The sequence below is a fragment of the Variovorax endophyticus genome (genome assembly GCF_025376855.1).
Lineage (GTDB): Bacteria > Pseudomonadota > Gammaproteobacteria > Burkholderiales > Burkholderiaceae_C > Variovorax.
The window spans coordinates 33,878-59,718 of record NZ_JAHUTH010000022.1 but is presented as its reverse complement, the minus strand read 5'-3'; the positions used below and the strand labels follow the sequence as shown (position 1 = coordinate 59,718).

At 70.5% G+C, this 25,841-nt stretch carries 23 protein-coding genes; 4 read left to right on the top strand and 19 right to left on the bottom strand.

Going from position 1 to position 25,841, the window contains the following annotated elements; genetic code table 11:
- Positions 1–30: 30 nt before the first annotated feature.
- Genes KV106_RS25905 through KV106_RS25895 form a run of 3 tightly spaced genes read left to right on the top strand, consistent with a single transcriptional unit; the run spans position 31 to position 3,844 of the window.
- Positions 31–2,322 carry a xanthine dehydrogenase family protein molybdopterin-binding subunit gene (locus KV106_RS25905; protein WP_261213416.1) on the top strand — a complete coding sequence of 764 codons (2,292 nt, stop codon included), beginning with the start codon at positions 31–33 and terminating at the stop codon, positions 2,320–2,322.
- A 32-nt stretch (positions 2,323–2,354) separates the two neighbouring features.
- A complete protein-coding gene (locus KV106_RS25900; protein WP_261213415.1) occupies positions 2,355–2,816 on the top strand; it encodes a (2Fe-2S)-binding protein in 462 nt (153 codons plus the stop codon).
- A complete protein-coding gene (locus KV106_RS25895; RefSeq protein WP_261213413.1) occupies positions 2,813–3,844 on the top strand; it encodes an AraC family transcriptional regulator in 1,032 nt (343 codons plus the stop codon). Before KV106_RS25900 ends, KV106_RS25895 begins: the two co-directional genes overlap by 4 nt.
- Here KV106_RS25895 and KV106_RS25890 read toward each other — a convergent pair.
- From KV106_RS25890 to KV106_RS25855, 8 genes are all read right to left on the bottom strand, one after another.
- Positions 3,841–4,068 carry a hypothetical protein gene (locus KV106_RS25890; protein ID WP_261213411.1) on the bottom strand — a complete coding sequence of 76 codons (228 nt, stop codon included), beginning with the start codon at positions 4,066–4,068 and terminating at the stop codon, positions 3,841–3,843. The two genes, KV106_RS25895 and KV106_RS25890, sit on opposite strands and share 4 nt — an antisense overlap.
- A gap of 70 nt (positions 4,069–4,138) precedes the next feature.
- Positions 4,139–4,753: a poly-beta-1,6-N-acetyl-D-glucosamine biosynthesis protein PgaD gene (gene pgaD / locus KV106_RS25885; RefSeq protein WP_261213410.1), complete on the bottom strand. Its 615-nt coding sequence runs from the start codon at positions 4,751–4,753 to the stop codon at positions 4,139–4,141.
- Positions 4,710–6,017: a poly-beta-1,6-N-acetyl-D-glucosamine synthase gene (pgaC, locus tag KV106_RS25880; protein WP_057596897.1), complete on the bottom strand. Its 1,308-nt coding sequence runs from the start codon at positions 6,015–6,017 to the stop codon at positions 4,710–4,712. The genes pgaD and pgaC overlap by 44 nt, the downstream gene beginning before the upstream one ends.
- Entirely contained in the window at positions 6,014–8,137 is a 2,124-nt protein-coding gene (pgaB, locus tag KV106_RS25875) for a poly-beta-1,6-N-acetyl-D-glucosamine N-deacetylase PgaB (protein WP_261213406.1), read from the bottom strand. The genes pgaC and pgaB overlap by 4 nt, the downstream gene beginning before the upstream one ends.
- Positions 8,134–10,452, bottom strand: coding sequence for a poly-beta-1,6 N-acetyl-D-glucosamine export porin PgaA (gene pgaA / locus KV106_RS25870; protein ID WP_261213404.1), 2,319 nt, complete (start codon positions 10,450–10,452; stop codon positions 8,134–8,136). The genes pgaB and pgaA overlap by 4 nt, the downstream gene beginning before the upstream one ends.
- A 527-nt stretch (positions 10,453–10,979) precedes the next feature.
- Positions 10,980–12,185: a 3-oxoadipyl-CoA thiolase gene (gene pcaF / locus KV106_RS25865; RefSeq protein ID WP_261213402.1), complete on the bottom strand. Its 1,206-nt coding sequence runs from the start codon at positions 12,183–12,185 to the stop codon at positions 10,980–10,982.
- Between the two features lie 157 nt (positions 12,186–12,342).
- Complete coding sequence (locus KV106_RS25860; RefSeq protein ID WP_314733653.1) at positions 12,343–12,990, bottom strand: 3-oxoacid CoA-transferase subunit B; 648 nt, start codon at positions 12,988–12,990, stop codon at positions 12,343–12,345.
- Complete coding sequence (locus KV106_RS25855) at positions 12,987–13,688, bottom strand: 3-oxoacid CoA-transferase subunit A (RefSeq protein WP_261213398.1); 702 nt, start codon at positions 13,686–13,688, stop codon at positions 12,987–12,989. The genes KV106_RS25860 and KV106_RS25855 overlap by 4 nt, the downstream gene beginning before the upstream one ends.
- A gap of 129 nt (positions 13,689–13,817) precedes the next feature.
- Here KV106_RS25855 and KV106_RS25850 point away from each other — a divergent pair, with 129 nt between their 5' ends.
- Positions 13,818–14,606: an IclR family transcriptional regulator domain-containing protein gene (locus KV106_RS25850; RefSeq protein WP_261213396.1), complete on the top strand. Its 789-nt coding sequence runs from the start codon at positions 13,818–13,820 to the stop codon at positions 14,604–14,606.
- Positions 14,607–14,620: 14 nt separating this feature from the next.
- Here KV106_RS25850 and KV106_RS25845 read toward each other — a convergent pair whose 3' ends face one another.
- From KV106_RS25845 to KV106_RS25795, 11 genes are all read right to left on the bottom strand, one after another.
- Positions 14,621–15,544 (bottom strand): SDR family oxidoreductase, encoded by a 924-nt coding sequence (locus KV106_RS25845; protein ID WP_261213394.1) that lies wholly within the window; start codon positions 15,542–15,544, stop codon positions 14,621–14,623.
- Between the two features lie 46 nt (positions 15,545–15,590).
- Positions 15,591–16,478, bottom strand: coding sequence for a helix-turn-helix domain-containing protein (locus tag KV106_RS25840; RefSeq protein ID WP_261213391.1), 888 nt, complete (start codon positions 16,476–16,478; stop codon positions 15,591–15,593).
- Between the two features lie 47 nt (positions 16,479–16,525).
- Positions 16,526–17,533 carry a Bug family tripartite tricarboxylate transporter substrate binding protein gene (locus KV106_RS25835; RefSeq protein ID WP_261213389.1) on the bottom strand — a complete coding sequence of 336 codons (1,008 nt, stop codon included), beginning with the start codon at positions 17,531–17,533 and terminating at the stop codon, positions 16,526–16,528.
- A gap of 131 nt (positions 17,534–17,664) precedes the next feature.
- Positions 17,665–19,371 (bottom strand): M48 family metalloprotease, encoded by a 1,707-nt coding sequence (locus KV106_RS25830; protein WP_261213387.1) that lies wholly within the window; start codon positions 19,369–19,371, stop codon positions 17,665–17,667.
- Positions 19,372–19,373: 2 nt separating this feature from the next.
- Positions 19,374–19,835, bottom strand: a complete 462-nt coding sequence (locus KV106_RS25825; RefSeq protein WP_261213385.1) for a hypothetical protein — start codon at positions 19,833–19,835, stop codon at positions 19,374–19,376.
- 47 nt (positions 19,836–19,882) lie between these two features.
- Positions 19,883–20,899: a branched-chain amino acid ABC transporter permease gene (locus KV106_RS25820; protein ID WP_261213383.1), complete on the bottom strand. Its 1,017-nt coding sequence runs from the start codon at positions 20,897–20,899 to the stop codon at positions 19,883–19,885.
- A gap of 12 nt (positions 20,900–20,911) precedes the next feature.
- The gene (locus KV106_RS25815) at positions 20,912–21,910 is read right to left on the bottom strand and encodes a Bug family tripartite tricarboxylate transporter substrate binding protein (RefSeq protein WP_261213380.1); all 999 of its coding nucleotides are present in this window, start codon (positions 21,908–21,910) and stop codon (positions 20,912–20,914) included.
- Between the two features lie 42 nt (positions 21,911–21,952).
- Positions 21,953–23,545 (bottom strand): sulfatase-like hydrolase/transferase, encoded by a 1,593-nt coding sequence (locus KV106_RS25810; protein ID WP_057594350.1) that lies wholly within the window; start codon positions 23,543–23,545, stop codon positions 21,953–21,955.
- 7 nt (positions 23,546–23,552) lie between these two features.
- Complete coding sequence (locus tag KV106_RS25805) at positions 23,553–24,413, bottom strand: branched-chain amino acid ABC transporter permease (RefSeq protein ID WP_057594349.1); 861 nt, start codon at positions 24,411–24,413, stop codon at positions 23,553–23,555.
- Positions 24,406–25,125: an ABC transporter ATP-binding protein gene (locus KV106_RS25800; RefSeq protein WP_261213376.1), complete on the bottom strand. Its 720-nt coding sequence runs from the start codon at positions 25,123–25,125 to the stop codon at positions 24,406–24,408. Before KV106_RS25800 ends, KV106_RS25805 begins: the two co-directional genes overlap by 8 nt.
- Positions 25,122–25,841: an ABC transporter ATP-binding protein gene (locus KV106_RS25795; RefSeq protein ID WP_261213374.1), complete on the bottom strand. Its 720-nt coding sequence runs from the start codon at positions 25,839–25,841 to the stop codon at positions 25,122–25,124. Before KV106_RS25795 ends, KV106_RS25800 begins: the two co-directional genes overlap by 4 nt.

Genomic DNA, 25,841 nt, shown 5'->3' with positions numbered 1-25,841 from the left:
GGCCCTCCGAAGCCGCCCGGAGTTCGCCCCATGCCCGCCCTCAAACGCCGCCATTTCCTGCTCGGCACGGCCGCCACCCTCGGCGCGCTGGTCGTCGGCTGGTCCGCTTCGCCCACGCGCCAGCGGCTGACCACCGCCGAGCCGCTGCCGGCCACGGCCAGCGGCCAGGTGGCTCTGAACGGCTGGGTCAAGGTCTCGAGCGACGACACGGTCACGCTGATGATGGCCGCGGCCGAAATGGGCCAGGGCATCCATACCGGACTGGCGATGCTGCTGGCCGAGGAGATGGATGCCGACCTCGCCCAGCTGCGGCTCGAGCAGGCCGGCTACGACCCGATCTACAACAACCAGGCGGCGCTGCTCGACAACCTGCCGATGTTCAAGCCCGACGACGACGGCGCGCTCAAGCGCGGCACCCGCCACGTGGTCAGCAAGCTGCTGCGCGAGGTGCCCGGGCTCTGGGGCAGTGGCGGCTCGTCCGGCATCGTCGACCAGTGGTTGCCGCTGCGCGAGGCCGGCGCCTCGGCGCGCGCGATGCTGGTGGGCGCCGCGGCGGCGGCCTGGGGCGTGCCGGCGGCCGAATGCGAGGTGGCGGCCGGCCGAGTGTCGCACCCGGCCTCGCAACGCAGCGCGCGCTTCGGCGAACTGGCGGCGCGCGCGGCGACGCTGCCATTGCCCGCGCAGCCGACGCTCAAGGATCCCTCGCGCTACACGCTGATCGGCCGGCCGGTGCACCGCCTCGACAGCGCCGCCAAGCTCGACGGCTCGGCGCGCTACGGGCTCGACGCGCTGCCGCCCGACGGCTTGCTCCACGCCACGCTCGCGATGTGCCCCACGCTGGGCGGCCGCGTGGCGCGCTTCGACGACACGGCCGCGCGCGCGATGCCCGGCGTGCGCAAGGTGGTGGCGCTCGCGCCGGTGGGCGGCGGCCTGGGCTCGGGCGGCATGACCTCGGGCGCGGTGGCGGTGATCGCCGACACGCCCTGGCATGCGATGCGCGCGCTCGACAAGGTCATGATCGACTGGGACCACGGCGCGGCCGCCAGCCTGTCGAGCCGCGCGCTGATCGACCGGCTCGCGCAGAGCCTCGATGCGCCGGACCAGGCCGACGTGCACCTCGAGACCGGCGACGCCGATGCCGCGATGAAGAGCGCCGAGCGCACCATCGAGGCCGAGTACCGCGTGCCCTTCATCGCGCACGCCACCATGGAGCCGATGAACTGCACCGTGCAGTTCAAGGACGGCGCGGCCACCGTCTGGGTCGGCGTGCAGGGGCCCGGCATGCTGCGCGGCGGCATCGCCAAGGTGCTGGACATCGAGGCCGCGAAGGTCGACATCCGGCTGGCCTACCTCGGCGGCGGCTTCGGGCGCCGCTACCTCGGCGACTTCGTGATGCAGGCGGCGGCGCTGGCGCGCGAAACGGACGGCATGCCGGTGCAGCTGATGTGGTCGCGCGAGCAGGACATGGCGCACGACTACTACCGCCCGGCCTACGTGGCGCGCAGCAAGGCCGGCTTCGATGCGCAGGGCCGGCTGGTGGCCTGGCGCGTCGACACCGCGGGCTCGAGCCTGGGCTCGCCGGCCTTCCTGAGCGCGGCGGCCGAGGGCACGGCCACCACCGCCTACCGCTTCGCCAACGCGCGCGTGGCGCATCGCACGATGGAGTCGGCCGTCACGGTCGGCATCTGGCGCTCGGTCAACCATTCGCAGAACGGCTTCTTCACCGAGAGCTTCATCGACGAATGCGCGCATGCCGCGGGCCAGGACCCGGTGGCCTTCCGTACCGCGCTGCTGGCGGGCAGCCCGGCCGAGGCGCGGCACCTGGGCGTGCTGCAGCGGGTGGCGGCGATGTCGGGCTGGGGCACGCCGCTGGCGCCCGAGGCCGACGGCACGCGCCGCGCGCGCGGCCTCGCGCTGCACCGCAGTTTCGGCAGCGTGGTGGCGCAGGTGGCCGAGGTCTCGCTGACGCCCGAGCGGCAGATCCGCGTGCGGCGCATGTATTGCGCGGTCGACTGCGGGCTGGCCGTGAACCCGAACCTGGTGCGCCAGCAGATGGAGAGCGCGATCGTGTTCGGCCTCTCGGCCGCGCTGCATGGCGAGATCACCATCGAGCGCGGCCAGGTGCAGCAGAGCAACTTCCACGACTACGCGCCGCTGCGCATGAACGAATGCCCGCAGATCGAGATCGCGATCGTGCCGAGCAGCGCGCCGCCCACCGGCGTGGGCGAGCCGGGCACGCCGCCGGTGGCGCCGGCCGTGGCCAACGCGGTGTTCGCACTCACCGGCCAGCGGCTGCGTTCGCTGCCGCTGCGCCTGGCCTGAACGCACGGCCCGATAGAAAAGGAAGGAAGCCCATGACCACCACGCTCCAGATCAACGGCCGCCCCGTCGCCGTGACGGCCGAGGACGACACGCCCCTCCTGTGGGTGCTGCGCGGCGAGCTGCGCATGACCGGCACCAAGTTCGGCTGCGGCAAGGCGCTGTGCGGCGCCTGCACCGTGATGCTCGACGGCGAGGCGGTGCGCTCCTGCGCCACGCCGCTGGCGGCCGTGCAGGGCCGCGCGGTGTCGACCATCGAGGGCGTGCAGGGCCCCGAGATCGACGCGCTGCGCCGCGCCTGGACCGAACTCGACGTGGTGCAGTGCGGCTACTGCCAGAGCGGCCAGCTGATGTCGGCCTGCGCGCTGCTGCGCCACACGCCGAAGCCCAGCGACGCCGACATCGACGCCGCGATGAGCGGCAACATCTGCCGCTGCGGCACCTATCCGCGCATCCGCGCGGCGATCCACCTCGCGGCGGGCGACGACCCGCGATGACCCAGCGCCCGCCCGACCTGATCGTCGTGCCCGCCGTGATGCAGCAGCGGCTGCGGCTGCTGGGCTTCGACACGCAGTCGATGCTGCGCCGCGCGGGCCTGCCGGCCGACCTGTTCGCGAGCGGCAAGGCGCGCATCACGACGCGGCAGATGTTCGCCGTGTGGGACGCGCTGGCCGCGATGAACCCCGACCCCGCGCTGGGCCTGCGCATCGGCGCCGAGGGCGCGACCGAGCACTACGACATCGCCTCGATCGCGGCGCTGCACTCGCCGAACTTCGGCGAGGCGCTGCAGCGGCTGTCGCGCTTCAAGCGGCTGACCTGCCCCGAGGTGATCCGCATCGAGCGCGGCGACGGCGAGGTGCGCGTGCGCTTCCACTGGTTCCTGGCCGAGGGCCATTCGCCGCCGCTGCTGACCGACGGCACCTTCGCGTCGGTGCTCGAGCTCGCGCGACGCGGCACCGGCACCCGGGTGGTGCCGCGCCGGGTGGAGCTGGTGCGCGCACACACGAGCACGCAGGCCGCGATGCTGGGCGCGCATTTCGGCTGCGCGCCGCGCTTCGGCGCCGCGGCCGATGTGATCGTGTTCGACGAGGCGCTGCTCGCGCAACCCTTCGTCACCCACAACCAGGACCTGCTCGCGGTGCTGCTGCCCGGCCTCGAAGCCGCGCTGGCCGCGCAGGCGCCTGCCACCTCGCTGGTCGACCAGGCGCGCGCCGTGCTGGGCCGCACGCTGCGCGGCGAGCGCCCGAGCATCCAGGCGGTGGCGGCCGAGCTCTGCGTGAGCACCCGCACGCTGCAGCGCCGGCTCGAGGAGGCCGGCACCAGCTACCAGCGGCTGCTCGACGAGGTGCGGCACCAGGCCGCGCGGCAACTGCTCGAGGACACGCAACTCGAAGCCGGCGAGATCGCCTTCGTGCTGGGCTTCGAGGAGCTGAACTCGTTCACGCGGGCGTTCCGCGGCTGGGAGGGCACCACGCCCGCGCGCTGGCGCACGGCGCAGGCGGGTGCGTCCCGAGGCGGCTGCTAGAACACGCGCCCGCCCTCGCCCGGCGGCGTCACCAGGTCCCGCCGCAGGCTCCAGACACAGGCCGCCAGCTTGAGCAGCCGCTCGACCTTGCTGTCGTAGAGCTCGTCGGCGGGATCCTCCTGCGCGATCAATTCGGCGATCTGCTCGATGGCGAGCGCCGGCGGGAAGCCCAGCCCTTTTCTCGCCATCTCCATCGCCGTCGCCATCACTTCTGTCTTTTTCATGGGCATGCGTACGCAACGGCCGCGTGGCCGGATTCGAAAAGTCCGTGTCCCGGGGCGGCTCGATGCGGCATCAGGCGCGGCGCTTTCGCACCGCCGTGCCCGAGGGCGTGAGCATCGCGGGTTCGGTGTCGAGGTCGGCCGCATCGGTCACCCGGCCTTCGCGGTCGTGCTGCACCAGCAGGCGCCGCGCGCGCTGCCACAGCGTGAGGCGCTGCGGCGCGAGCGAAGTGTATTCGGCGAGCTGGGCCACCGTGCTGTCGGGCGAGCGACCGCGCGTCTCCTCGTCGGCGATGGCGCGCCTTCGCACCGGCGCGAGCAGCAGCATCAGCGCGAAGATGGCGAGCACCGACAGGGCGTAGAGCGTCAGCAGGTTCGCGCCTTCCGCGGGCCGCCAGACCTGGAAGAAATGGTGCCAGGCGTAGAACACGACCCCGACCCAGAACGCGGCCAGCAGCAGCGGCCGCGCGATGCGCAGCCACACGAACATGAGCAGCGCGCCCTGCGGCGTCTTGTGGCGCATGAAGGCGCTCAGCGGCATGCGCGCGGCATCGAGCACGGGCACCTCGCCCTGCGGCTCGGCCCATTCGCGCTCGCGCGGCGGCGCCTCGCCGTTGGGCCGGGGCGGGGCTGCGCCCAGGTCTTCATTCATGCTCGATGGCACGGACGGATGCAGTCGATCGTTCATTCGCAATCACTCCTCTGTCGGGGCTGGTCCACCGGGCGCGCTTGCCCTTGCGCCGCAGGATCGTGGCCGGCAAGGCCACGACCGTGGTGAACATGTTGATCATCCAGAAAGCAAGCGGGTACCAGATGGTCCAGACCAGGTAGCGCAGGATGTCGCGGTCGTAGTGGCGGTCGATCCACAGGCTCACGCCCATCTGCAGCATGCAGGTGATGCCCAGCAGCATCCCGTGCCACTCGGGCCAGAAGCCGACGTACTGCCACTCGGGCGGCAGGAAGCGCCGCACCAGCGCGAGCACCAGCACCGCGAACATGGCGTAGGCCCAGACCACGCTGGCCAGGTACTCGAGGAACACCGGCCACATCATGAAGTTGCGCGGCTTGAGCACCTGGCCCGTGTAGCGCAGCAGGGTCTGGATGCCGCCGGTGGCCCAGCGCTGGCGCTGGCGGTAGAGGCCGCGCACGGTCTCGGGCATCAGGATCCAGCACAGCGCGCGCGGCTCGTAGCGCACGCGCCAGTCCTTGAGCTGCAGCTTCCAGCTGATGTCGATGTCCTCGGTCATGACGTCGGGACTCCAGAAGTCGACGTCGAGCAGCGCGTTGCGGCGGAACATCGACAGCACGCCCGAGACGGTGAACAGCCGCCCGGCCAGCTGCTGGGTGCGCTTGATGAGACCGATGTTCGAGGAGAACTCGCCCACCTGCATGCGCCCGAGCAGGGTGGTGCGCCCGCGGATGCGCGGATTGCCGGTGACGGCGCCCACGCGCTCCGAATGCAGCATGTGGGTCAGCATCCAGGCGATGGCATCGGGGTCGACCAGCGCATCGCCGTCCACGCCGAGGATGTACTCGCCGTTGGCCAGCACCGCCGCCGTGTTGAGCGCGACCGCCTTGCCCTGGTTGGTGGCGTGGTGCACCACGCGCAGCTGGCCGTAGCGCGCGGCCAGCGCGTCGAGGATGGGGCCGGTGTCGTCGCTGCTGCCGTCGTTGACGGCGATGATCTCGTAGTTCGGATAGCGGCTGCGCATCAGCTGCTCGATCACCTCCTGCACGCGCTCGCCTTCGTTGAAGCAGGGCACGATCACGCTGACCAGCGGTTGCTCGGGCAACAGCGGCAGCGGATCGATCCGCCGGTGGCGGCCGCGCTCGAACACCAGCGCATGCGCGATGCCGCCGGCCATCCAGACATAGGCCGCGAGGAAGGGGTAGTAGAAGACGTAGTTGAGCAGCACCCGCACCACGTCGGCGCCGAAGAAATCGGGGTTCATCGCGCGGCTCCCGGTGCGGTCGGCGCGGAGGCGGCGGCCGGTTTGGTGGGCGCGAGCGCCGGCGGCGTCTCGAGGCCGTCGACCTTGCCGCCCGCGAGGTTGGCGCGCACCGACAGGATGTCGCGCACGGTCACCAGCGGCGGCTCGCCCGCGAGGAAGTCGTCGGGGTAGAGCGCGACATGGCGCGCGCCCAGTCGGTGCAGCAGGGTCCACTGCGCGGCCAGGGTGTCCTTGTCGACCATGCGGCCCGTGCGCCAGTCGCGCGCCTGCAGCTCGAACACGGTGCGCGCCAGGCCCTGCGGCTGCGCCGCCACCTGGCGGAACAGCGCCGCCAGCCAGGCCTGCGGATCGGCCGCCTGCTCCATGAAGGGCATGGCCATCACGGCGGTGTAGTCGTAGGCCTGCAGCGACTGCGCGAGGTCCTGCGCGAACCACTCCTGCGCGGCGGGCTCGAGCACCGGGCGCGCATAGAGGTTGCGCGCGGTGAGGATGCGCGGCTGCCAGTCGCGCACGCGCTGCGCGAGCTCGAGCGTGAAGTCGGTGAGCTGGCGCGTCTTCCAGGCGGTCCAGCGCGCGCGCAGCGCGGGATCGGCGCGCACCGCGGCCAGGTCGGGCGGCAGGCCCTGGGCAGCCAGTTCGCGCAGCGCGGCCGGGCTCGCATCCTCGTCGTCGCTGTAGGTGGCGTCGTCGTGGAACAGCAGGCCCGCGACCGGCGCGTTCTTCGCGAGATCCTCGTAGATGTCGCCGATCAGGGCGCGCACGCGCGCATCGGCCGGCGAGAGCCGGTGGTAGCGCGTCTGGTCGCGCGCCGCGGCCGACGCGGGCGCGAGGTGCGTCACGCGCACAGCGGCCAGCGGGTTGTTCGCGGGCAGCTGGAACGCGAGCACCGGCATCCACGCATAGACCTCGACCCCGGTGCGCGTGCGCAGTTGCCAGGCGACGCGGTTGAACAGGTCGGCGCGCATCGGCAGGTGCCGGTTCGGAAAGTACAGCGCATCGGCCGCGCCGTCGCCGTCGGGATCGGCGAAGGCCTGCAGGTAGACGGCCGAGGGGCCGACCGCCTGCACCCGGTCGAGCAGGCGCGAGAGGTTGAGCTCCTGCTGCGCCGGGTCGGGGTCGTAGACGTGGTCGAGGTCGATGTGCATGGCGCGGTGCAGCGCGCGCGGATCGGGCCGCGCGGGCGCGCGCAGCAGGCTGAAGTCGGGCACGGACATGTCGTAGGTGGCGAGGCCGCGGCGGATGGTCTGCAGCGGCACCTCGGGCGTGTTGGCGCCCTCCTCGAGCGTCAAGGTGATCGGCATGCCGGCGCGGTCGGCCGCGCGCAAGGTCTGCTTGTTGTAGGCGCCGTAGGGCCAGACCATGGCGCGCACGCGGGTGCCGGTCTGCGCCTCGATCAGGCCGCGGCTGCGGCGCAGGTCGGCCTCGACGCGCGCGATCCAGGCCGCGTCGTCCTCGTAGCGGCCGGTGGCGCTGTCGTAGCGGTGCGTGACGGCCGCGGGCTGCAGGTTGCCCTGCGGATTGCCGGGCACGCCGGTGTGGATCGCGTCGCCATGGCTCGCGAACTCGACCAGGCCCGAAGCGCCCATCTCGCGCGCCTGGCTCCAGGTGATGAAGGCCTCGCGCTTCAAGGGATTGCGCACGCCGTAGCCCTCGACCACCTGGCCCGGCGGCACCTCGAGCCAGCCGGTGACCAGCGCCATCACGGCCGGATAGCCGAACTGCTTCAGCAGCGGATAGACCTTGGTGTAGAAGCTCTCGTAGCCGTCGTCGAAGGTCAGCAGCACGGCCTTCGAGGGCAGCGGCCGGCCGCCGGCGCGCGCGTCGACGATCTGCTGCAGGCTCACCGGATGGTGGCCCGAGCTGCGCAGCCAGGCGAAGAAGTCGGCCACGGTGCGCTCGTCGAGCGCGGTGGGTTCGGGCTCGTCGACGAAGCTCTCGCGCACGTTGTGGCGCACGTCGTGCAGCGCGATGGCGCGGAAGGTCTTGCCGTCGTCGGCATCGGGCGCCGGCAGCGCGGTGGCGCGCGGCAGGCCCTGGGCGAGCGCGGTGCCGGCCAGCAGCGCGGCGAACAGCAGCGCGGCCAGGCGCAGCGCCATCGGGATGGACGTCTTGTTCTTCATTGGAACGGCACCGACAGATTGAGATAGACGAAGCGGCGCCGCTCGCGCACGCCGTCGTAGGGATGGCTCGCGATGCCCAGGCCGTAGGCCAGGGTGGCCGAGCGGCCGAACACCCATTCGTGGCCGTAGCGCAGCGACCAGAGCGCGCCGCCGCCGAAGCCCTGCTGGCGGTAGCTGCCGGCCTCGATGCCGAAGACATGCGAGAAGCGGCGGTCGTCGCGCTTCCATCCCAGGTACTTGCCGGTCAGGCCGACCTGCAGCGCGCTCTCGCGGCGCGGCGCGAAGTAGTCGACGTCCTGCCGGTCGTAGCGCCCGGTCTCGCCGGAGAGCGTGCCTTCGAGCTGGAAGCGCGGGCCGCTCACGAGGCGCTCGCGCCAGCGCAGGCCGAAGCCGTCGCGCGCATTGCCGTCGCTGAAGTCCATGCGCTGGTAGCGGGCCTCGAAGGCGCGCGATTCGTTGACCACGTAGGTGGCGCCGAGTTCGGCCGAGCGCGCGCCGACGTTCGCCAGCCGCGCCTTCCATGGCGTGTCGAGGCTGTTCGAGTCGAAGCGCGCCGAGAAGCGCCAGCTGTCGCTGGCACGCCAGTCCACGCCGAGCGCGAGGCCGGTGCGGTAGCGGCCCTTGTCGGCCTGGTGCAGCTCGGCGCTGGCGCGCCAGCGGCCCTGCAGGTATTCGACGCCGACGCCGGTGCGCGACAGGTCGATGTTGCCCAGCGAGGTGTCGCCGCGCGCGAACACCTGGCGGAAGAACAGGCGCCAGCGGTCGTCCCACAGCGGCGACGAGAGCTTCGAATCCACGCGCCAGTCGCGGTCGGCCAGCACGCTGCTGCCGTGGCCCTGGCCGTAGTCGGCCTCGACGTCGAGCCGCGCCGCATACAGCGTGTCGCGCTGCGCGACGGCATTGCGCACGGCGATCGATTCGGGCGCCTCGGCCTGCAGGCTCTCGGTCAGTTCGCGGCCCGCGCGCATCTCGCCGGCATCGAACAGCGCGCCCGCGTAGCCGGCGCGCGCGGCCACGTCCCAGGGATGGTCGACCAGCGTCTCGCGGTAGCGGCCCAGCGCCTCGTCGGGCTTGTCGCGCAGCTTCATGGTCTCGGCCAGTCCCGAGCGGAAGCCCGCGTTGAGCGGCGCGAGCGAGGTCAGGCCGCGGAAGCTGGTCTCGGCCTGCCAGGGCCGTTCGGTGTAGAGCTGGTAGAGCGCGCGCAGGTTGCGCACCTCGGCGTACTCGGGATTGGGACGGCCCTGTTCGGGCGTGAGCCGCAGCATCGGCGGCGTGGCCTGCTCGAGCTTCTGCAGCAGGGCCTCGGCGTCCTCGAAGCGCGCGGTGTCGAGGTAGGCATAGACCAGGCCGGTGTGGGTGTCGCTGGGCACGGGGATGGCATCGCCGCCACTGCGCAGCGCCTCCTCGTAGATCGGCACGGCGAGGTCGGAGCGGCGCTGCTGCTGGTAGGCGCCGGCCACGTCGGACAGCGCGTAGTAGGGCAGGGGCTCTTGCGGATGCTCGGCCTGCCAGCGCTCATAGGCCGCGGTCACTTCGGGAAAGCGGCCGCGCGCGGACACGGCGAGCAGGTGGTCGGCATAGAGGCGCAGGTACAGCGCCTTCCAGCGCTCGAGGTCGTCGGCTTCGTTGGCCTGCGTGGCGCGCTGCACGGCATCGGAAGCACCCTGCAGTTCATTCGGATAGAGCGGCAGCAGTGCGTCGATGGACTCGAAGCGCTCGGGGCCCTCGCCGCCGCGCTGGTCGCGCTCCGAGATGGCCCAGCGCAGCCGCTGGCCCAGCGCCTGCTGGCGCAGGCTCGCGAGCTCGAAGGCACTGAAGCTGCCGGGCGTGGCGCGCTCGGCGGCCTCGGCCTGCGCCAGAGCCTCGGTCAGCGAGCCCTGGTCCTCGAGCGCGAAGGCGTTCTCGCGCCGCACGATGCGCTGCGTGGGCTTCAGCGCGCTCAGGTGCAACTGCAGGATGCGGTCGTCGACACGGCGCGCGGCGACGAACGCGGACTCGAAGGCATAGCCCGCGAGCCGATCCAGCGGCACGGCGCGCGCCCAGCCCACGGATTCCTGTGGGTTTTCGGCCTGCAGTGCCCACACCACGCCGTCGGACGCGATGCGCTCGCGCTGGGCCGCGGTGGCGGCACGCGGGAACCAGGCGCGCAGCGCATCGAGCGCGGCGGCTGGTGTCGCGCTGCCGGCGCGGACCCGTTCGACGAGCGCGTCGTGGGCGGAGGTTTCGTAACCCGCGGTGGCGGCGCCGGTGGCGTCGCCGGCCCGGACATCAACCGGGGTGCGGGAGGAGGATGTCGAGACACCGGGCCGCTCCACCTGTGCCCTGACCTGCGGACTCGCACCCGCCCATCCCGCCGCGACAAGCAATGCCGCTGCGGAGAGGGGGAAGGTGGAACGAAGGAAGGTCGGGTGAGATTGAGCGAGTGCGGGGTGTGTGACAGCGTGGCGGCGTTGCTTTCTCAAGATCGGGTTGCGATTGGTTATTTGCTTGAACCATATCGCCCGGCCTCGAAGCCACGCTGTAGGAAATAGTCAAAAGACCTCGCCGATCCGTAAGGGAGCGTAAAAGGCCCCAAACCCTGAATCCAGGGTCCTCAACGCTGCGTACGCCATGGGCGTACGCAGCGTCAGGGGGCCTCGGTCCAAAGATACGTTCGCTTTCCGAATGACATCCATGAAACGGGAGGTGTCGACTGCGACGAAGTCTTTGGTCTAACAAGCGCAGCAGCCCCTTCCGGCCGCGCCCATTCGTCCTCCGGACGAAAAAAAACCATCGGGCCGCGGGTTGCGGCAGCCGATGGCTTCGGGTCGATCTAATGCGGACGCTGGAGCAGCTCGCGGACTCAGACCCGTTCGAGGATCAGCGCGATGCCCTGGCCGACGCCGATGCACATGGTGCACAGCGCATAGCGGCCGCCGCTCTTGTGCAGCTGATTGACCGCGGTGGTCGCGAGGCGCGCGCCGCTGGCACCCAGCGGATGGCCCAGCGCGATCGCGCCGCCGTTGACGTTGACGCGCGCGTCGTCGTCCTTCAGGCCCAGCAGGCGCAGCACCGCGAGGCCCTGCGCGGCGAAGGCCTCGTTGAGCTCGATCACGTCGATCTGGTCGAGCGTCAGGCCGGTGAGCGCCAGCACCTTCTGCGTGGCGGGCGCCGGGCCGATGCCCATGATGCGCGGCGCGACGCCGGCGGTGGCCATGCCCACGATGCGCGCGCGCGGCGTGAGGCCGTGCTTGGCGGCGCTGGCCTCGTCGGCCAGCAGCAACGCGCAGGCGCCGTCGTTCACGCCGCTGGCATTGCCGGCGGTGACGGTACCGTCGGGACGCACCACGCCCTTGAGCTTCGCCAGTGCTTCGAGGCTGGTCTCGCGCGGATGCTCGTCCTTGGCGACGACGATCGCATCGCCCTTCTTCTGCGGCACGCTCACCGGCACGATCTCGGCGTCGAAGAAGCCGGCCTTCTGCGCGGCCACGGCGCGCAGCTGCGAGTTCAGCGCCATCAGGTCCTGCGCCTCGCGCTCGATCTTGTAGTCGGTGGCCACGTTTTCGGCCGTCTCGGGCATCGAGTCGACGCCGTACTGCGCCTTCATGAGCTTGTTGACGAAGCGCCAGCCGATGGTGGTGTCGTAGACCGCGTTGGCGCGGCTGAAGGCGCTCTCGGCCTTGGGCATCACGAAGGGCGCGCGGCTCATGCTCTCGACGCCGCCCGCGATCATCAGGCCGGCCTCGCCGGCGCGGATGGCGCGCGCCGCGCTGCCCACGGCATCGAGGCCCGAGCCGCACAGGCGGTTGATGGTGGCGCCCGGCACCTCGATCGGCAGGCCGGCCAGCAGCGAAGCCATGCGCGCGACGTTGCGGTTGTCCTCGCCGGCCTGGTTGGCGCAGCCGTACAGCACGTCGGTCACGGCCTGCCAGTCGACGTTCTTGTTGCGCTCGATCAGCGCCTTGAGCGGCACCGCGCCGAGGTCGTCGGTGCGCACGCTCGACAGCGCGCCGCCGTAGCGGCCGAAGGGGGTGCGCACGGCGTCGCAGATGAAGGCTTGGTTGGTCATGGTGTGTCTCTAGGGGGAAGTGAATACGGGAGCGGGAACCGAACGCAGAGGTCGCGAAGGTTGCGCAGAAGTCGCAGAAGAAAAATCAAAAATGTCTTTGGATTCTTCTGCGACTTCTGCGTAGTTTTTGTCTTCCTTCTGCGTTCGGCTGCCCGTCTTATACGGCGATCGGCAGGCCCACGAGCTTCTCGAGCTCCGCATGCTCGAGCCCGTCGACCTTGTCGACCAGCTTCAGGCCCTGCGGCGTGCATTCGAGCGTGGCGAGGTCGGAGTACACGCGCTTCACGCAGCCGATGCCGGTCAGCGGGTAGCTGCAGGTCTCGACGATCTTGCTCTCGCCCTTCTTGGTCAGCAGGTCCATCATGACCCAGGTCTGCTTGGCGCCGATCGCGAGGTCCATCGCGCCGCCCACCGCGGGAATGGCGCCGGCCTCGCCGGTGCTCCAGTTCGCGAGGTCGCCGGTGGCCGAGACCTGGAAGGCGCCGAGCACGCAGATGTCGAGGTGGCCGCCGCGCATCATCGCGAAGCTGTCGGCATGGTGGAAGAAGGCGCCGCCGGGCAGCAGCGTCACCGGCTGCTTGCCGGCGTTGATCAGGTCGTAGTCCTCCTCGCCGGCCTCGGGCGCGGGGCCCATGCCGAGGATGCCGTTCTCGCTGTGCAGGATGACCTCGCGGCCGGCCGGCAGGTGGTTGGCCACCAGCGTGGGCTGGCCGATGCCGAGGTTGACGACGGCGCCGTCGAAGATGTCCTGCGCCACGCGGGCGGCCAGCTGGTCCTTGGTGCGACGGGTGTAGCTCATGGTCATGCCTCCTTCTTGAAGCCGCCGGCCTGGGTGGCGACGCGCTCGATGCGCACCACCTTGTGCACGAAGATGCCGGGGGTGACGATGGTCTCGGGGTCCATGGTGCCGAGCTCGGCGATGTCGTGCACCGTGGCGATGGTCTTCTTCGCGGCCATGGCCATCACCGGGCCGAAGTTGCGCGCGGCCTTGCGGTAGACCAGGTTGCCCCAGCGGTCGCCGCGCTCGGCCTTGATCAGCGCGAGGTCGCCTTGGATCGGGTACTCGAGCACGTACTGCTTGCCATTGATCTCGCGGGTTTCGCGGTTGCCCGCGAGCTCGGTGCCGTAGCCCGTGGGGCAGAAGAAGGCGCCGATGCCGGCACCGGCCGCGCGAATGCGCTCGGCCAGGTTGCCCTGCGGCACCAGCTCGAGCTCGAGCTGGCCGCTGCGGTAGAGCCCGTCGAAGACGTGGCTGTCGGCCTGGCGCGGAAAGCTGCAGATGATCTTGCGCACGCGGCCGGCCTTGAGCAGCGCGGCGAGGCCGGTGTCGCCGTTGCCGGCGTTGTTGTTGACCACCGTCAGGTCGCGCGCGCCCTGCTCGATGAGCCCGTCGATGAGCTCGCCGGGAATGCCGGCGGTGCCGAAGCCGCCGATGAGAACGGTGGCGCCGTCGGCCACGCCCGCGAGGGCGTCGGCGATGGAGGGCGCGATCTTGTCGATCATGGATCTGTCTCCGAAGAAGGATGGTGGAGAGGCGGGAAGACGCTTGTCGCGGTGCGTCCTGGTGAACTCTATTTTGTTCGCATATCGAACTTCTGTTCGTATAATGAATTCTAGAGAGGATCCACACCCATGGCAACCCGCCCCCTTGCGCCCCCCGGGACGCCCGCCCCCGGCGACAGCTACGTGCAGTCCTTCGCGCGCGGCCTGCAGGTGATCCGCTCGTTCAGCGCGAGCGCGCCGCACCAGACGCTCAGCGAGGTGGCGGCCGCCAGCGGCCTCACGCGCGCGGGCGCGCGCCGCATCCTGCTCACGCTGCAGACGCTGGGCTACGTGGTCACCGACGGCAAGCTGTTCACGCTCACGCCGCGCATCCTCGACCTGGGCTTCGCCTACCTGTCGTCGATGCCGATCTGGAACCGCGCCGAGCCCGTGATGGAAGCGCTGGTGCAGCAGGTGCAGGAGTCGTGCTCGGCCGCGGTGCTCGACGCCACCGACATCGTCTACGTGCTGCGCGTGCCGACGCAGAAGATCATGCGCATCAGCCTCGGCGTGGGCTCGCGGCTGCCGGCCTACTGCACCTCGCTGGGCCGGCTGCTGCTGGCCGACCTGCCCGACGAGGAGGTGCGCGCGCGGCTCGAGGCCTCGGCGATCGAGCCGCTGACCAAGCACACCGTGACCGACATCGACGCGCTGCTGGCCAAGGTGGCGCAGGCGCGGCGCCAGCAGTGGTGCCTGGTGAACCAGGAGCTGGAGGAAGGCCTGATCTCGGTGGCCGCGCCGATCGTCGACCGCGCGGGCCGCATGGTGGCCGCGCTCAACATCAGCGGCCAGGCCAACCGCACCAGCGCGAAGGTGATGCAGGACAGCATGCTGCCCGCGCTGCGCGAGGCGGCGCGGCGGATCTCGAGCCTGCTGTGAGTGGCCCGGCGGCCTCAGGCGCCGCCGTTCTCGATCTCGAAGGGCGCGACCTGCCGCCCGTCGATGTCGGTGAAGCCGTACTCGCGCGCCAGGTCGCCCACGCGCAGCGCGCGGCCGGTCTTGTCCATCACCGCGGCATCGCCGGCCAGCGCCACGATGGCACGCCCGATGTAGCGCGGCGACTCGGTGCGCGCGAGCGCGGGCCGCTGGTGCCAGTGCGCCTCGTCGGTCTGGTGGCCGGCCAGCACGAACTCGGTGCGCATCCAGCCCGGCGACACCGCGACCGAGGCCACGCCATGCGCGCGCAGGTCCTGCGCCATGCCGAAGGCCAGCCGCGTCATCGCGGCCTTGGCGAGGTCGTAGAACAGGCTGCCGCGCAGGTAGCGGTCGCGGTCCCAGAAGGTGGTGGTGGCGATCAGGCCCCGGCCCTGGCGCACCAGCAGCGGCGCGGCGCAGCGGCTGGCCACGAGGTGGTTGCGCACGCCGCGGTCGAACATGGCCTCCCAGTTCGACAGCGGATGCTCCCAGAACGGCGCCTCGAACACGCCGTTGAAGCTCTCGTGGCCGCCCCAGGCGTTGTTGACCAGCAGGTCGAGCCGGCCGGCCTCGCGCTCGACGCGCGCGAACAGCGCCTGCACCTGCGCTTCGTCGGCATGGTCGCAGCGCACGGCCACGCCCTGGCCGCCGAGGCGCGTGACCTCCTCGGCCGTGTCCTCGATGCTGCCGGGCACGCGCTGCAGGCCCGACAGCGCGAGGATCTGGCCATAGCTGTCCGCGGGCTCGGCGCGCGTGCTGCGGCCCGTGACGTAGACGGTGGCGCCGGCCGCGCCGAGTTCGAGCGCGATGCCGCGCCCCGCGCCGCGGCTCGCGCCCGTGACCAGGGCCACGCGGCCTTTCAGGGAGGGCAGTGCATTCGCACCCGTGGGCTGGTCGGTCATCGTTCGGCTCGCTGCAAGGGAAGAAGACGCCGAAGGTAGCGCCGCCTCACACCGGCGTCTTGGAAGAACCCGCAATCGCGCGGCCCAGGAACTCGGTGGGCGTGACGCCGCACAGCGCGCGGAACTCGTTGGCCATGTGCGACTGGTCGTAGAAGCCGCTGTCGACCGCGAGCTCGGCCCAGGCCGGCATCGGTCTCGCGCGCAGCGCGCGCAGGCAGCCATGCATGCGCGCGAGCCGGCGCCAGGCGCGCGGCGACAGGCCGACCTGCGCATGGAACAGCTGCTGCAGCCGACGCTCGCCCAGGCCCACCGCCTCGGCCACCTCGCGCAGCGGACGGCGACCGGCCGAAGCGGCGATCAACTGCGCGGCCCGCAGCGCGCCCGAATGCGGGCTGAGCCGCGCCCGCGCGCGGCCGTCGGCCTCGGCGAGGCGACGGCACAACGCGGCGTCGAGCAGCGCGACGCGCGCGGCGTCACCGGGAGCTTCGGCCATGCGCTCGAGCAGCTGCGCGCCGGCGCCGCGCCAGAGTTCGTCGAGGTGCAGCACGCGGCCCGCGAGTTCGCCCGCGGGCAGGCCGAGCAACAGGGCCGCGGCGCCGGGCCGCAGGGTGATCGACAGGCCTTCCATGCGCTTGCGCAGCCGCACCAGCACGGCCTCGGCCGAGGCACCGATGGCCTCGACGGCCAGCCCCTCGGCACCATGGGCCGAGGGCGCGTCGCCGAGGTTGAACACCAGCCGCGCGGCACCGTCGGGCAGCACGCGCTCGAGCACCTCCTCGCCTTCGGCGAAGCGCTCGCGGTACACGAGGATGTTGGCGACGTACGGCCGCAGCGGCGCGCTGGCGGCGAAGGAGCGCACCGTGCCGCCGGGCGCGTCGATCGGCGGCCCGAGCAGCGGGCCGTCGTCGAGGTGGAGGAAAAGGCGCTCGCTCATGCCGGGTCGGTCCGGGAAAGGACCGGCCAGCATGCCACAGGCACCGCTCAACCCTCGGCGTGGATGCCCTTCATCAGGATCACGCCGCCCAGCCGCGCGGTGTCGGCGCGCATGCGGCGCGCCAGCGCGTCGGGCGTGCCGGGCTGGGCCTGCCAGCCGGTCTTGAGCAGCGCCTCGCGCACTTCGTCGGTACTGATGACCTCGACCAGCGCGGCATTGAGCCTGGCCAGCGCGGTCTTGTTCATGCCCGCGGGCGCGGCCAGCGCGGTCCAGATCTCGAGGTCGGCGCCGCGCACGTCGGCGTCGCGGATGGTCGGCAGCTCGGGCACCAGCGGACTGCGCTCGGGCGAGGTCACGCCGATGGCCTTGAGCTTGCCCGAACGCACGTGCGGCATCGCGAGCGCGGGCGGCAGCAGCGCGAGCTGGATCTCGCCCGCGAGCAGGCCCGCGATCACCTGCGGATTGCCGGTGTAGGGCTTGTGCTGCGCGGTGATGGCCGAGCGGCTCTTGAGCAGTTCCATGCCCAGGTGGCCCACCGTGCCCACGCCCGGCGTACCGTACTTGCCGCCGCTGCCGAGGTTGCGCACCCACAGCAGGTGGTCGGCCGCGGTCTTGCCGGTGGCATTGCCCGACACGGCCAGCACCAGCGGCGCGGTGCCGACCATGCCGACCGGCGCGAAGTCCTTCTCGGGATCGAAGGAGAGCTTGGGATTGAGCAGCTTCGCGATCGTCAGGTTGCCGTTGATCAGCGCGCCGATGGTGTGGTCGTCGGTGGCCTTGGCGACCTGGTCGGCCACGATGTTGCCGCTCTCGCCGGGCTTGTTCTCCACCAGCACCGGCTGGCGCAGGATCTTGGCGAGCGGCTCGGCGATGGCACGCGCCAGCAGGTCGGGCGAGGCGCCGGTCGGAAAGCCGACCAGCAGTTTCACGGGCTTGGTGGGCCAGGCGGCTTCGCCGGCGCGCGACTTGTCCTGGGCGCGGGCAAGCGGAGGGAGGAGAGAGGCAGCCAGCGCGGCGGCGCCGCCCTCGAGCAGGCGGCGTTTGGTGATCGTCACGGGAGGAACTCCGGATGGAAGCGGCGGAGCCCTAATTGTAAACAGATCGTTACATCAATGCTGCGGCGCAGCGCGAATGTTTGCGCTATCAGCTTCCCCATCTCACCACCTTGAGTAATCGCTGGACGGCGCTATTCCTGTATCAGCCAGCTCGCATCAATGTTCGCCCTCGCATCGACTGGCCGCCCCGGCCACAACCTGAATACTTGAAGCGCCACGACTGCCAACAAGAAGCAGGCGAAGGCCTGCAGCAGACTGGGAAAGTTCGATATGTCTTGCCTAGACGACCTGGGTAGCCACGAAACCTCCCATCCATTCATGCCGCCGCCGATCGCGAGCCCGACAAGTCCTGCCACGATGTTGACGACTAGTTGTAAGGCGAATACCGCAAGCAACGTCCACCACGACAGCGTCCATAGCTGGCTCCAGCCAAGCGGGCGGGCATGCTTGAGCATTCGGGACGACACCAGCGAAACGCTCAACAACAAGAAGGTACCAGCCATAGCGGTGAGCGCGGCAATACTGAAAGCGCTGTCCGCCACCTTGATCCATATCTGCGACGTTGAAACATCGCTGAGCCTCATGAGCTGCCCCAATGAGGTGAGGTCACCAAGCAGTGAGCCCAGAAACAACGCCGCAAATGCAGATAAAGCAACGGTCAGGCGACTCCTCAAGGTCACCCCAAACTTCGCCTGCGTCGCCGAGGCGCGGTACACGTTCACCACCGCGATGAAAAGGAACACTATCCACAACATCACGCTGACGGTCGTCAGCGGATGGGCAGCCATCGCGCTCGGAAGGAATGTCAGCATGTCATCGAAGGTGATCATGTCCGGAAGGGAAGCTTCATCGATACCCTCGAAGTGCTCGTCAATCCGCGTCGCGAGAAAAGCCAACGTGCCGATGAAGAGCAAGTCAGGCTTGGCCCAGAACGCTTCGTTCGACAAACGCTTTGCCCGCTCATCAGCCGTGGGATGAAACATGACGAGTTGCCGCCATCGAGGTTGCAACGTTCGCAGTGTCAATACATTCAACGTGTCGATCAGAGGCTGCCGGAGACCCACCTGCGCCGCTCGCTCATCGGCTCGGTACTCCCGCAGCCGAGCGAAGTGCCTCAATGTGAAGGCCAGACCAGCGAGCGCGATCAGCCCAGGAAATCCGTTGCGAAAAACATTGACGGCATTCTGTTTCAACAGATCGGGCAATCCGAGCCCCTGGCGATGAAATGCAGGCAGTACGTCGGGTACACGCAGCCAGAACTGAGCCTGCACCAGCACCAGATAGCCGATTGTCAGCAGCGCGTAGGAATTGAACACATGCCAAGCGACAAGCAGGTATTGCGTGTCGCCGACATCAACGTGCGCGCATTCATGCCCCACGATGGCTCGCGCACGTGCAGGATCCTTGCGAAACAGAAGCCGCAATCCACCGCCCAAGACAATCCAGGGCGTTCTCCCGGCCCACATACAAAAGGCGTTGGTATCCCCCATGTTCGCCGTCACGAAGAACTTCGCGCGATCTCTGGCGATGCGAGTGCCCAGATAGGCCGTCTCGCCCGATGCCTTCGCATCTACCTCCTCGATGCGCCGCAACTGCAGCCCCTTGAGCGACAAGCGGATGCGCCAACCCATCAGAATCGCCGACAACGTGACAAGCATGAAAAGTTGCAACCCACCAGCTTGCTGCACACTCGGCGCGGTACCGGTTAGCCATTTCAGGATATGCCAGCCGCCCAGTGAATAGGTTTGGCTCGCATCGAACAGCATGTACCCGACGAGGAGCGCAAGACCCAGCTTTGTTTCATCGGGAAACCGCAGTTGGTCGAGCCGAGCGGTCATCGTCACTGCTTGGGAGCAATGGACAACTGCGTGATGATGGCGTTGGCAATGGCGTCGGCGGTGCTCGGACTCAGGCGCCTCTCGAGTGCCGCGATGCGAACAAGCTCACGCAGCTTGGCAAGATCCAGCGCGGGCGGGGCCGGGGCCGCTACGGCTGCCTTGGTCTTCAGCCGATGCTCGACGACCTTCTTGATGGCATCCTTGCCCACGTCCAGGGCTGCCTCGAACAACTGGGGCACCGCCTTCCCCATGCACAGCGCAACGACGGAAAAGACGACGCCTGCCATGCTTTGCAGTTGCGCCGCATCGAATTCGAACGCACCCGGCACGCGACTGATTCGCTCGACCGGCGCATGCATCGATACGGCGATGTCAGGGAGCAGTTCCAGCTCATCGGGATCGATCTGCTCGAGCACCTGCGCAGTGGCAGCCCAGGCAGTCAGGTGGCCTTCGGTCAACTGCATATGTCCTACCCTCCAGCGGCGATTCTGGAGGTCTCGAAGGACGGGTGTCAATCGCGCAAACGCGCGCCCCCCGCCACCAGCCGGCGCTGCGTGGGAAACAGCGACCAGCCCCAGCGCTTCTGCGCGAAGCCCCACAGCCCCTGCTTGAAGAACAGCGTGGCCACGATCGCGAGCAGCCCGAGCCCCAGCAGGTACCAGGTGCCGTAGTCGCTGAGGAACTTGTTGAGCGCCCAGAAGACGAGCGCGCCGACCAGCGGGCCCTCGATGCGGCCGATGCCGCCGATCACCACCATGAAGATCGCGAACGCGCTCCAGTTGACGCTGAAGGCCGCGTCGGGGCTGATGCGCAGGTTGCCGACGAAGTACAGCGCGCCCGCGAGCCCCGCGCCGAAGGCCGCGACCCCATACACGGCGAGCTTCATGCGCGCCACCGGCACGCCCTGCGATTCGGCCGCCACCTCGTTGTCGCGGATCGCCAGCAGCGCGAGGCCGCGCTTGCTGCGCAGGAACAGGTAGACCAGCGCCACCGCCGCCACCACGCAGCCCAGCGCCATCCAGTAGGTGACGCTCTCGCGCGTGGCCTTGTCGATGCCGCGCAGCGCGGTGAGCGTGGTGCCCGAGCCGCCCCCCACCGCCGACACGTTGGCGAAGCTCAGGCGGAACACCTCGGCGATGACCCAGGTGCCGATCGCGAAGTAGCCGCCCGAGAGCCGGAACGCGATGAAGGACACCGGAATCGCGACCAGCCCCGCGGCCAGCGCGCCCAGGGGGATCGCGACGAAGGGATCGAGCCCCGCGAAGTTGCCGAGCACCAGCATCGCGTAGCCGCCGAAGCCGAAGAAGGCCTGCTGCCCGATGCTGACCATGCCGCCATAGCCCGCGAGCAGGTTCCACATCATCGCGAAGATGAAGTAGCAGGCGATCTCGACGAACTCGCGCATCCAGCTCGACTCGCCCCAGAAGGGCAGGCTGGCGGCGACGAGCACCAGCGCGGTGCCGGCGGCGAGCGCGCCGCGGCTGGCGGCGGTGGCGCGCTCGACCTCGAAGGGGGAGTGCATGGCCATGGCAGGCACCGTTCAGTCGAGCTGCAGCTGGATGCGCTGCGCCACCGCGCCCCAGCGCGCGTTCTCGGCGCGCAAGCGGGCCGCCGCCTCGGCGGGCGTGTTGGCCAGCGGCTCGAGATCGAGCGTGGCGAGGCGCTCGCGCACCTCGGGCGCGGCCAGGGCCTTCGCGACCTCGTTGCGCAGCCGGTCGACCACGGACGCGGGCGTGCCGCGCGGCATCGCCATCATCTCGGCGAAGACGGCCTCGTAGCCGGGCACGCCGGCCTCGGCCGCGGTCGGCACCGCGGGCTGGCTCGCGAGCCGGTGGCGGCCCGAAACCACGATCGGCAACAGCCGGCCCTCGCGGATCAGCGGGCCGACCACCGGCGACGCCAGGAAGCCGCAGGGCACGGCATTGCCGAGCACGTCCTGCATGGCCGGGCCGGGGCCGCGGTAGGCCACGTGCTGCATCGAGACACCGGTGCTCGACAGCAGCAGCTCCATCGCCATGTGGCCCGGCACGCCCTGCCCGCCCGAGGCATAGCTCATCGGCGTCTTCTTCGCCGCCGCCAGCAGCTGCGCCAGCGTCTTCACCCCGGCCGCGGGATGGCACACCAGTTCCTGGCTGAAGGCCGCGAGCTGGGTGACGGGCACGAAGTCCTCCATCGGCCTGAAGGCCATCTTGCGGTAGAGGTGCGGGTTGATGGTGAACATGGTGTCGGGCCCGACCAGCACCGAGTGGCCGTCGTTGGCGCGCAGCACCTCCTGCATGCCGATGTTGCCGCCCGCGCCGGGCCGGTTGTCGACCACCACGGGCTGGCCCAGCGCCTTCTGCAGCGCGGGCTGGATCAGGCGCGAGACGATGTCGCCGGGCGCGCCGGCCGGAAAGGCCACGACCAGCCGCAGCGGGCGGACCGGCCAGGCCACCGCGTCGACGGTGTCCGTGGCGGCCATGGCCGGCGGCGCCAGCATGCCCAGGCTCAGTGCCAATGCCGCGCCGAGGCGCCGGGGAAAGGGGAGGAAAAATCGCATGCAGTCTCCTTGCTCGTCAGTCTTTTTTGGGGGGCGCCGAAGTCACCAGGCGCCGATCAGGATCCCCGCCTCGCGCTCGCGCCGGTTCCAGGCCTCGACGGCCGCGGGCGCGATGGTGGGAAAGCGGCGGCGCTCGCGCAGCCAGTCGAACATGCGCGCCAGCATGCGCTCGCGCACCCAGGCGAAGGCCGGGTCGCGGCCGAGGTCGACCAGTTCCCCCGGATCGGCCTCGAGGTCGAACAGCATCGGCGGCAGGTCCTCGACGTGCACGAACTTCCAGCGCGCGTCGCGCAGCATCGTCATGTGGCAGCGCTCCACCGGCTGGCCCAGCGGCAGCCGCACGCTGTCGCGAAAGGCGTAGCTGTTCTCGCACACCACGAAGTCCTTGCCAGCGGCGCGCGGGTCGGCGCGCACCAGCGGCAGCAGCGAGCGGCCCTCGAGCCATTGCGCGGGCTGCGGCAGCCCGAGCGCGTCGAGCACGGTGGGTACGATGTCGATGCACTCGACCAGCGCCGCGCTGGCGCCGCCGCGCGTGGCATCGGCGCGCTCGCGCGGATCGACCACGATCAGCGGCACGCGCACGATCGGTTCGTGGAACAGCTCCTTCTCGCCGAGCCAATGGTCGCCGAGGTAGTCGCCGTGGTCGCTGGTGAAGACGACCAGCGTGTCGCGGTCCAGCCCCTGCGCGGCCATGAAGCCGAACAGGCGCCCGAGCTGGTCGTCGAGCTGCTTGACCAGGCCCATGTAGGTCGGGATCACGGTCTCGCGCACCTCGTCGCGGCTGAAGCTGCGGCTGGCGGTGTCGTCGCGGAAGCCCGCGAGCACCGGGTGCGCGTCCCGCCGCTCGGCCTCGCCGCGCACCGCGGGCAGCACGTCGCGCGGTCCGTACATCGCGTGATAGGGCGCGGGCGCGACGTAGGGCCAGTGCGGCTTGATGTACGACAGGTGCAGCACCCAGGGCCGGTCGCCGGCCTCGCGCATGAAGTCGATGGCGCGATCGGTGGTGTAGGGCGTCTCGCTGTGCGGCTCGGCCACGGCCGCGGGCAGCCCGGCCCAGCGCATCTCCCAGCCGCTGCGGATCTCGCCGCCCGGGCCGCGGCCCGAATTGGCGAAGTCGTGCCAGGGGTTGTCCGATGCATAGCCGCGCTCGCGCAGCCAGTCGCAGTAGGCGTTGCCGCTGACCTTGAAGCCCGGCGGCCAGATGCCGTCGTCGCGCGCATAGGGCTCGAAGCCGCCGTGCATCGCGAGCAGGCCCGCGCCCTGCGAGACGTCCAGGCCCAGGCGCGCCGCGCCTTCGGTGTCGGGCTCCACGTGCGTCTTGCCGACCAGCGCGCAGCGCACGCCGTGCGCGCGCAGATGGTCGCCGAGCGTCTTCTGGCCCACCGACAGCGGCACGAAGTTCCACATCGCGCCGTGGCTGCTCACGTAGCGCCCGGTGTAGGTCGACATGCGCGAGGCGCCGCAGACCGCGCCCTGCACGAAGGCTCGGTCGAAGCGCAGGCCGCGCGCGGCGAGCGCGTCGATGTGCGGCGTGTGCAGGCGCGGGTGGCCATAGCAGGACAGGTAGTCGGCGCGCAGCTGGTCGCACATGACGAACAGCACGTTGCGCAGCGGCCGGGCGGAAGAACGGCTCATGCGGACCTCAGCGGGTGCGTGGAAAAAGGCCCTGCGGCCGGAACACGAGCACCGCGAGGAACACGATGTGCCCGAACCAGATGCCCCAGCCCGGATCGAGGCGGAAGCCGACCTGCTGCGCGATGCCGAGGATCATGGCGCCGGCCAGCGTGCCCCAGAACGAGCCCATGCCGCCGATGATCACGGCCTCGAAGGCGAACAGCAGCAGCAGCGGGCCGTCCGAGGGCGACACCGTGGTGCGCATGCCCTGCAGCGCGCCCGCGATGGCGATCAGCACGAAGGCGATGGCGGTCGCGAAGGCATAGACCTTCTTCGCATCGAGCCCCATGAGCTCGGCGATCTCGCGGTCGTCCGACACGGCGCGGAACGACCGGCCCAGCGCCGTGTGCGCGAACAGCCATTGCAAAGCGCCGGTGGCCGCGAGCGCCACGGCCAGCACGATCAGCGGCAGCACGCCGAGCGAGAGCGACTCGCCGAATGCCAGGCCGCGCGTGCCGAGGCCGCCGGTCTCGATGGCGCGCGGGTCGGCCGAGAACAGCTCGAGCAGCAGGTTCTGGATCACGATCGACAGGCCGAAGGTGACGACCAGCGAGGGCAGCGGGTCCTTGCCCAGCGTGCCGTTGAGCACCCAGCGCTGCAGCGCGTAGCCGAAGCCGAAGGCCAGGGGCAGCACCGCGAGCGCGACCAGCCACGGCGCCGCAGCGCCGGCCAGCGACACGCCCGCGATCACCGCGAAGGCGCCGAGCACGATGAAGTCGCCCTGCGCCGTGTTGGTGAGCCGCATGACGCCGAACATCAGCGACTGACCGAGCGCGAACAGCGTGTAGAGGCCGCCGAGCAGCACGCCCTGGAGCAGGGTCTCAAGCATGGGCCGCCTCGATGCCGAAGTAGGCCTGCGCGATCCGTTCGCGCGTGAGCTCGGCCGACAGGCCCTCGAGCGACACCCTGCCTTCCTGGAAGCAGTAGACGCGGCGCGAGACCTGGCGCGCCATCGTCACGTCCTGCTCGACGATCACCACCGCCATGCCCTCGGCCGTGATGCCGGGCATGGCCGCGTAGATCTCGCGGATGACGACCGGCGCGAGGCCCAGCGAGAGCTCGTCGCACAGCAGCAGCTCGGGATTGCTCATGAGCGCGCGACCCAGCGCCACCATCTGCTGCTGGCCGCCCGACAGCGAGGTGCCGGGCTGGCGGCGCTTCTCGGCCAGGATGGGGAAGAGGCCGTAGAGCCGCTGCAGGTTCCACGGGCCCGGGCGCCTGGCGGTGGCGCCCATCAGCAGGTTCTCTTCCACGCTGAGGCTGGGAAACAGCCGGCGGCCCTCGGGTACCAGCGCGAGGCCGCGCCGCACGATCTCGCCGGGCGGCAGGCCGCCGATGGGCTCGCCCTTGAAACGGATCGCCTCGCGCGGCGCGCGCACCAGGCCCGCGAGGCTCTTGAGGAAGGTCGACTTGCCCGCGCCGTTGGCGCCGATGACGGCAACGAGTTCGCCGGCGGCGAGCGCGAAGTCGATGCCGAACAGGGCCTGGGCGTCGCCGTAGAAGGCCTGCAGGCCGTGGGTGGTGAGCAGCGGCGCGCTCATGCTTCCATCCCCATGTACACGCGCCGCACCTCCGGATCGTTCATCACCGCGCGCGGCTCGCCCTCGGCCAGCTTCTGCCCGAAGTTGATGACGAACAGCCGGTCGGCCAGCGACAGCAGCGCATGCACCACGTGCTCGATCCAGATCATGGTCACGCCGCGCGCCTTGATGCGCCGCAACTCGCCCACCAGCACCGCGGCCTCGGGCTCGGTGAGCCCGCCCGCGATCTCGTCGAGCAGCAGCAGCCGCGGTTTCGTCGCGAGGGCGCGCGCGAGCTCGAGCCGCTTGCGGTCGAGCAGCCGCAGCCCGCCGGCCGGCGCGTTGGCCTGCGCCATCAGCCCGGTCTGCGCCAGCACCTCGTGCGCGGTGCGCCAGGCCTCGCGCTCGGTCTGCTGCCCGCCGAAGCAGGCCGCGGTCACGAGGTTCTCGAACACGCTCATGTGCCCGAAGGGCTGCGGCACCTGGTAGCTGCGGCCGATGCCGGCGCGGCAGCGCTGGTGCGGACGCAGCCGCGTCACGTCGCGGCCCGCATAGTCGACCCGGCCCGCGTCGGCGCGCACGTCGCCCGAGATCAGGTTGAACAGCGTGGTCTTGCCCGCCCCGTTGGGGCCGAGGATGCTCAGCGTCTCGCCTTCGGCCACCGCGAGCGTGATGCCGTCGGTGACCTTGAGCGCGCCGTAGGACTTGCTCACGCCATGCAATGCCAGCAGCGCCAT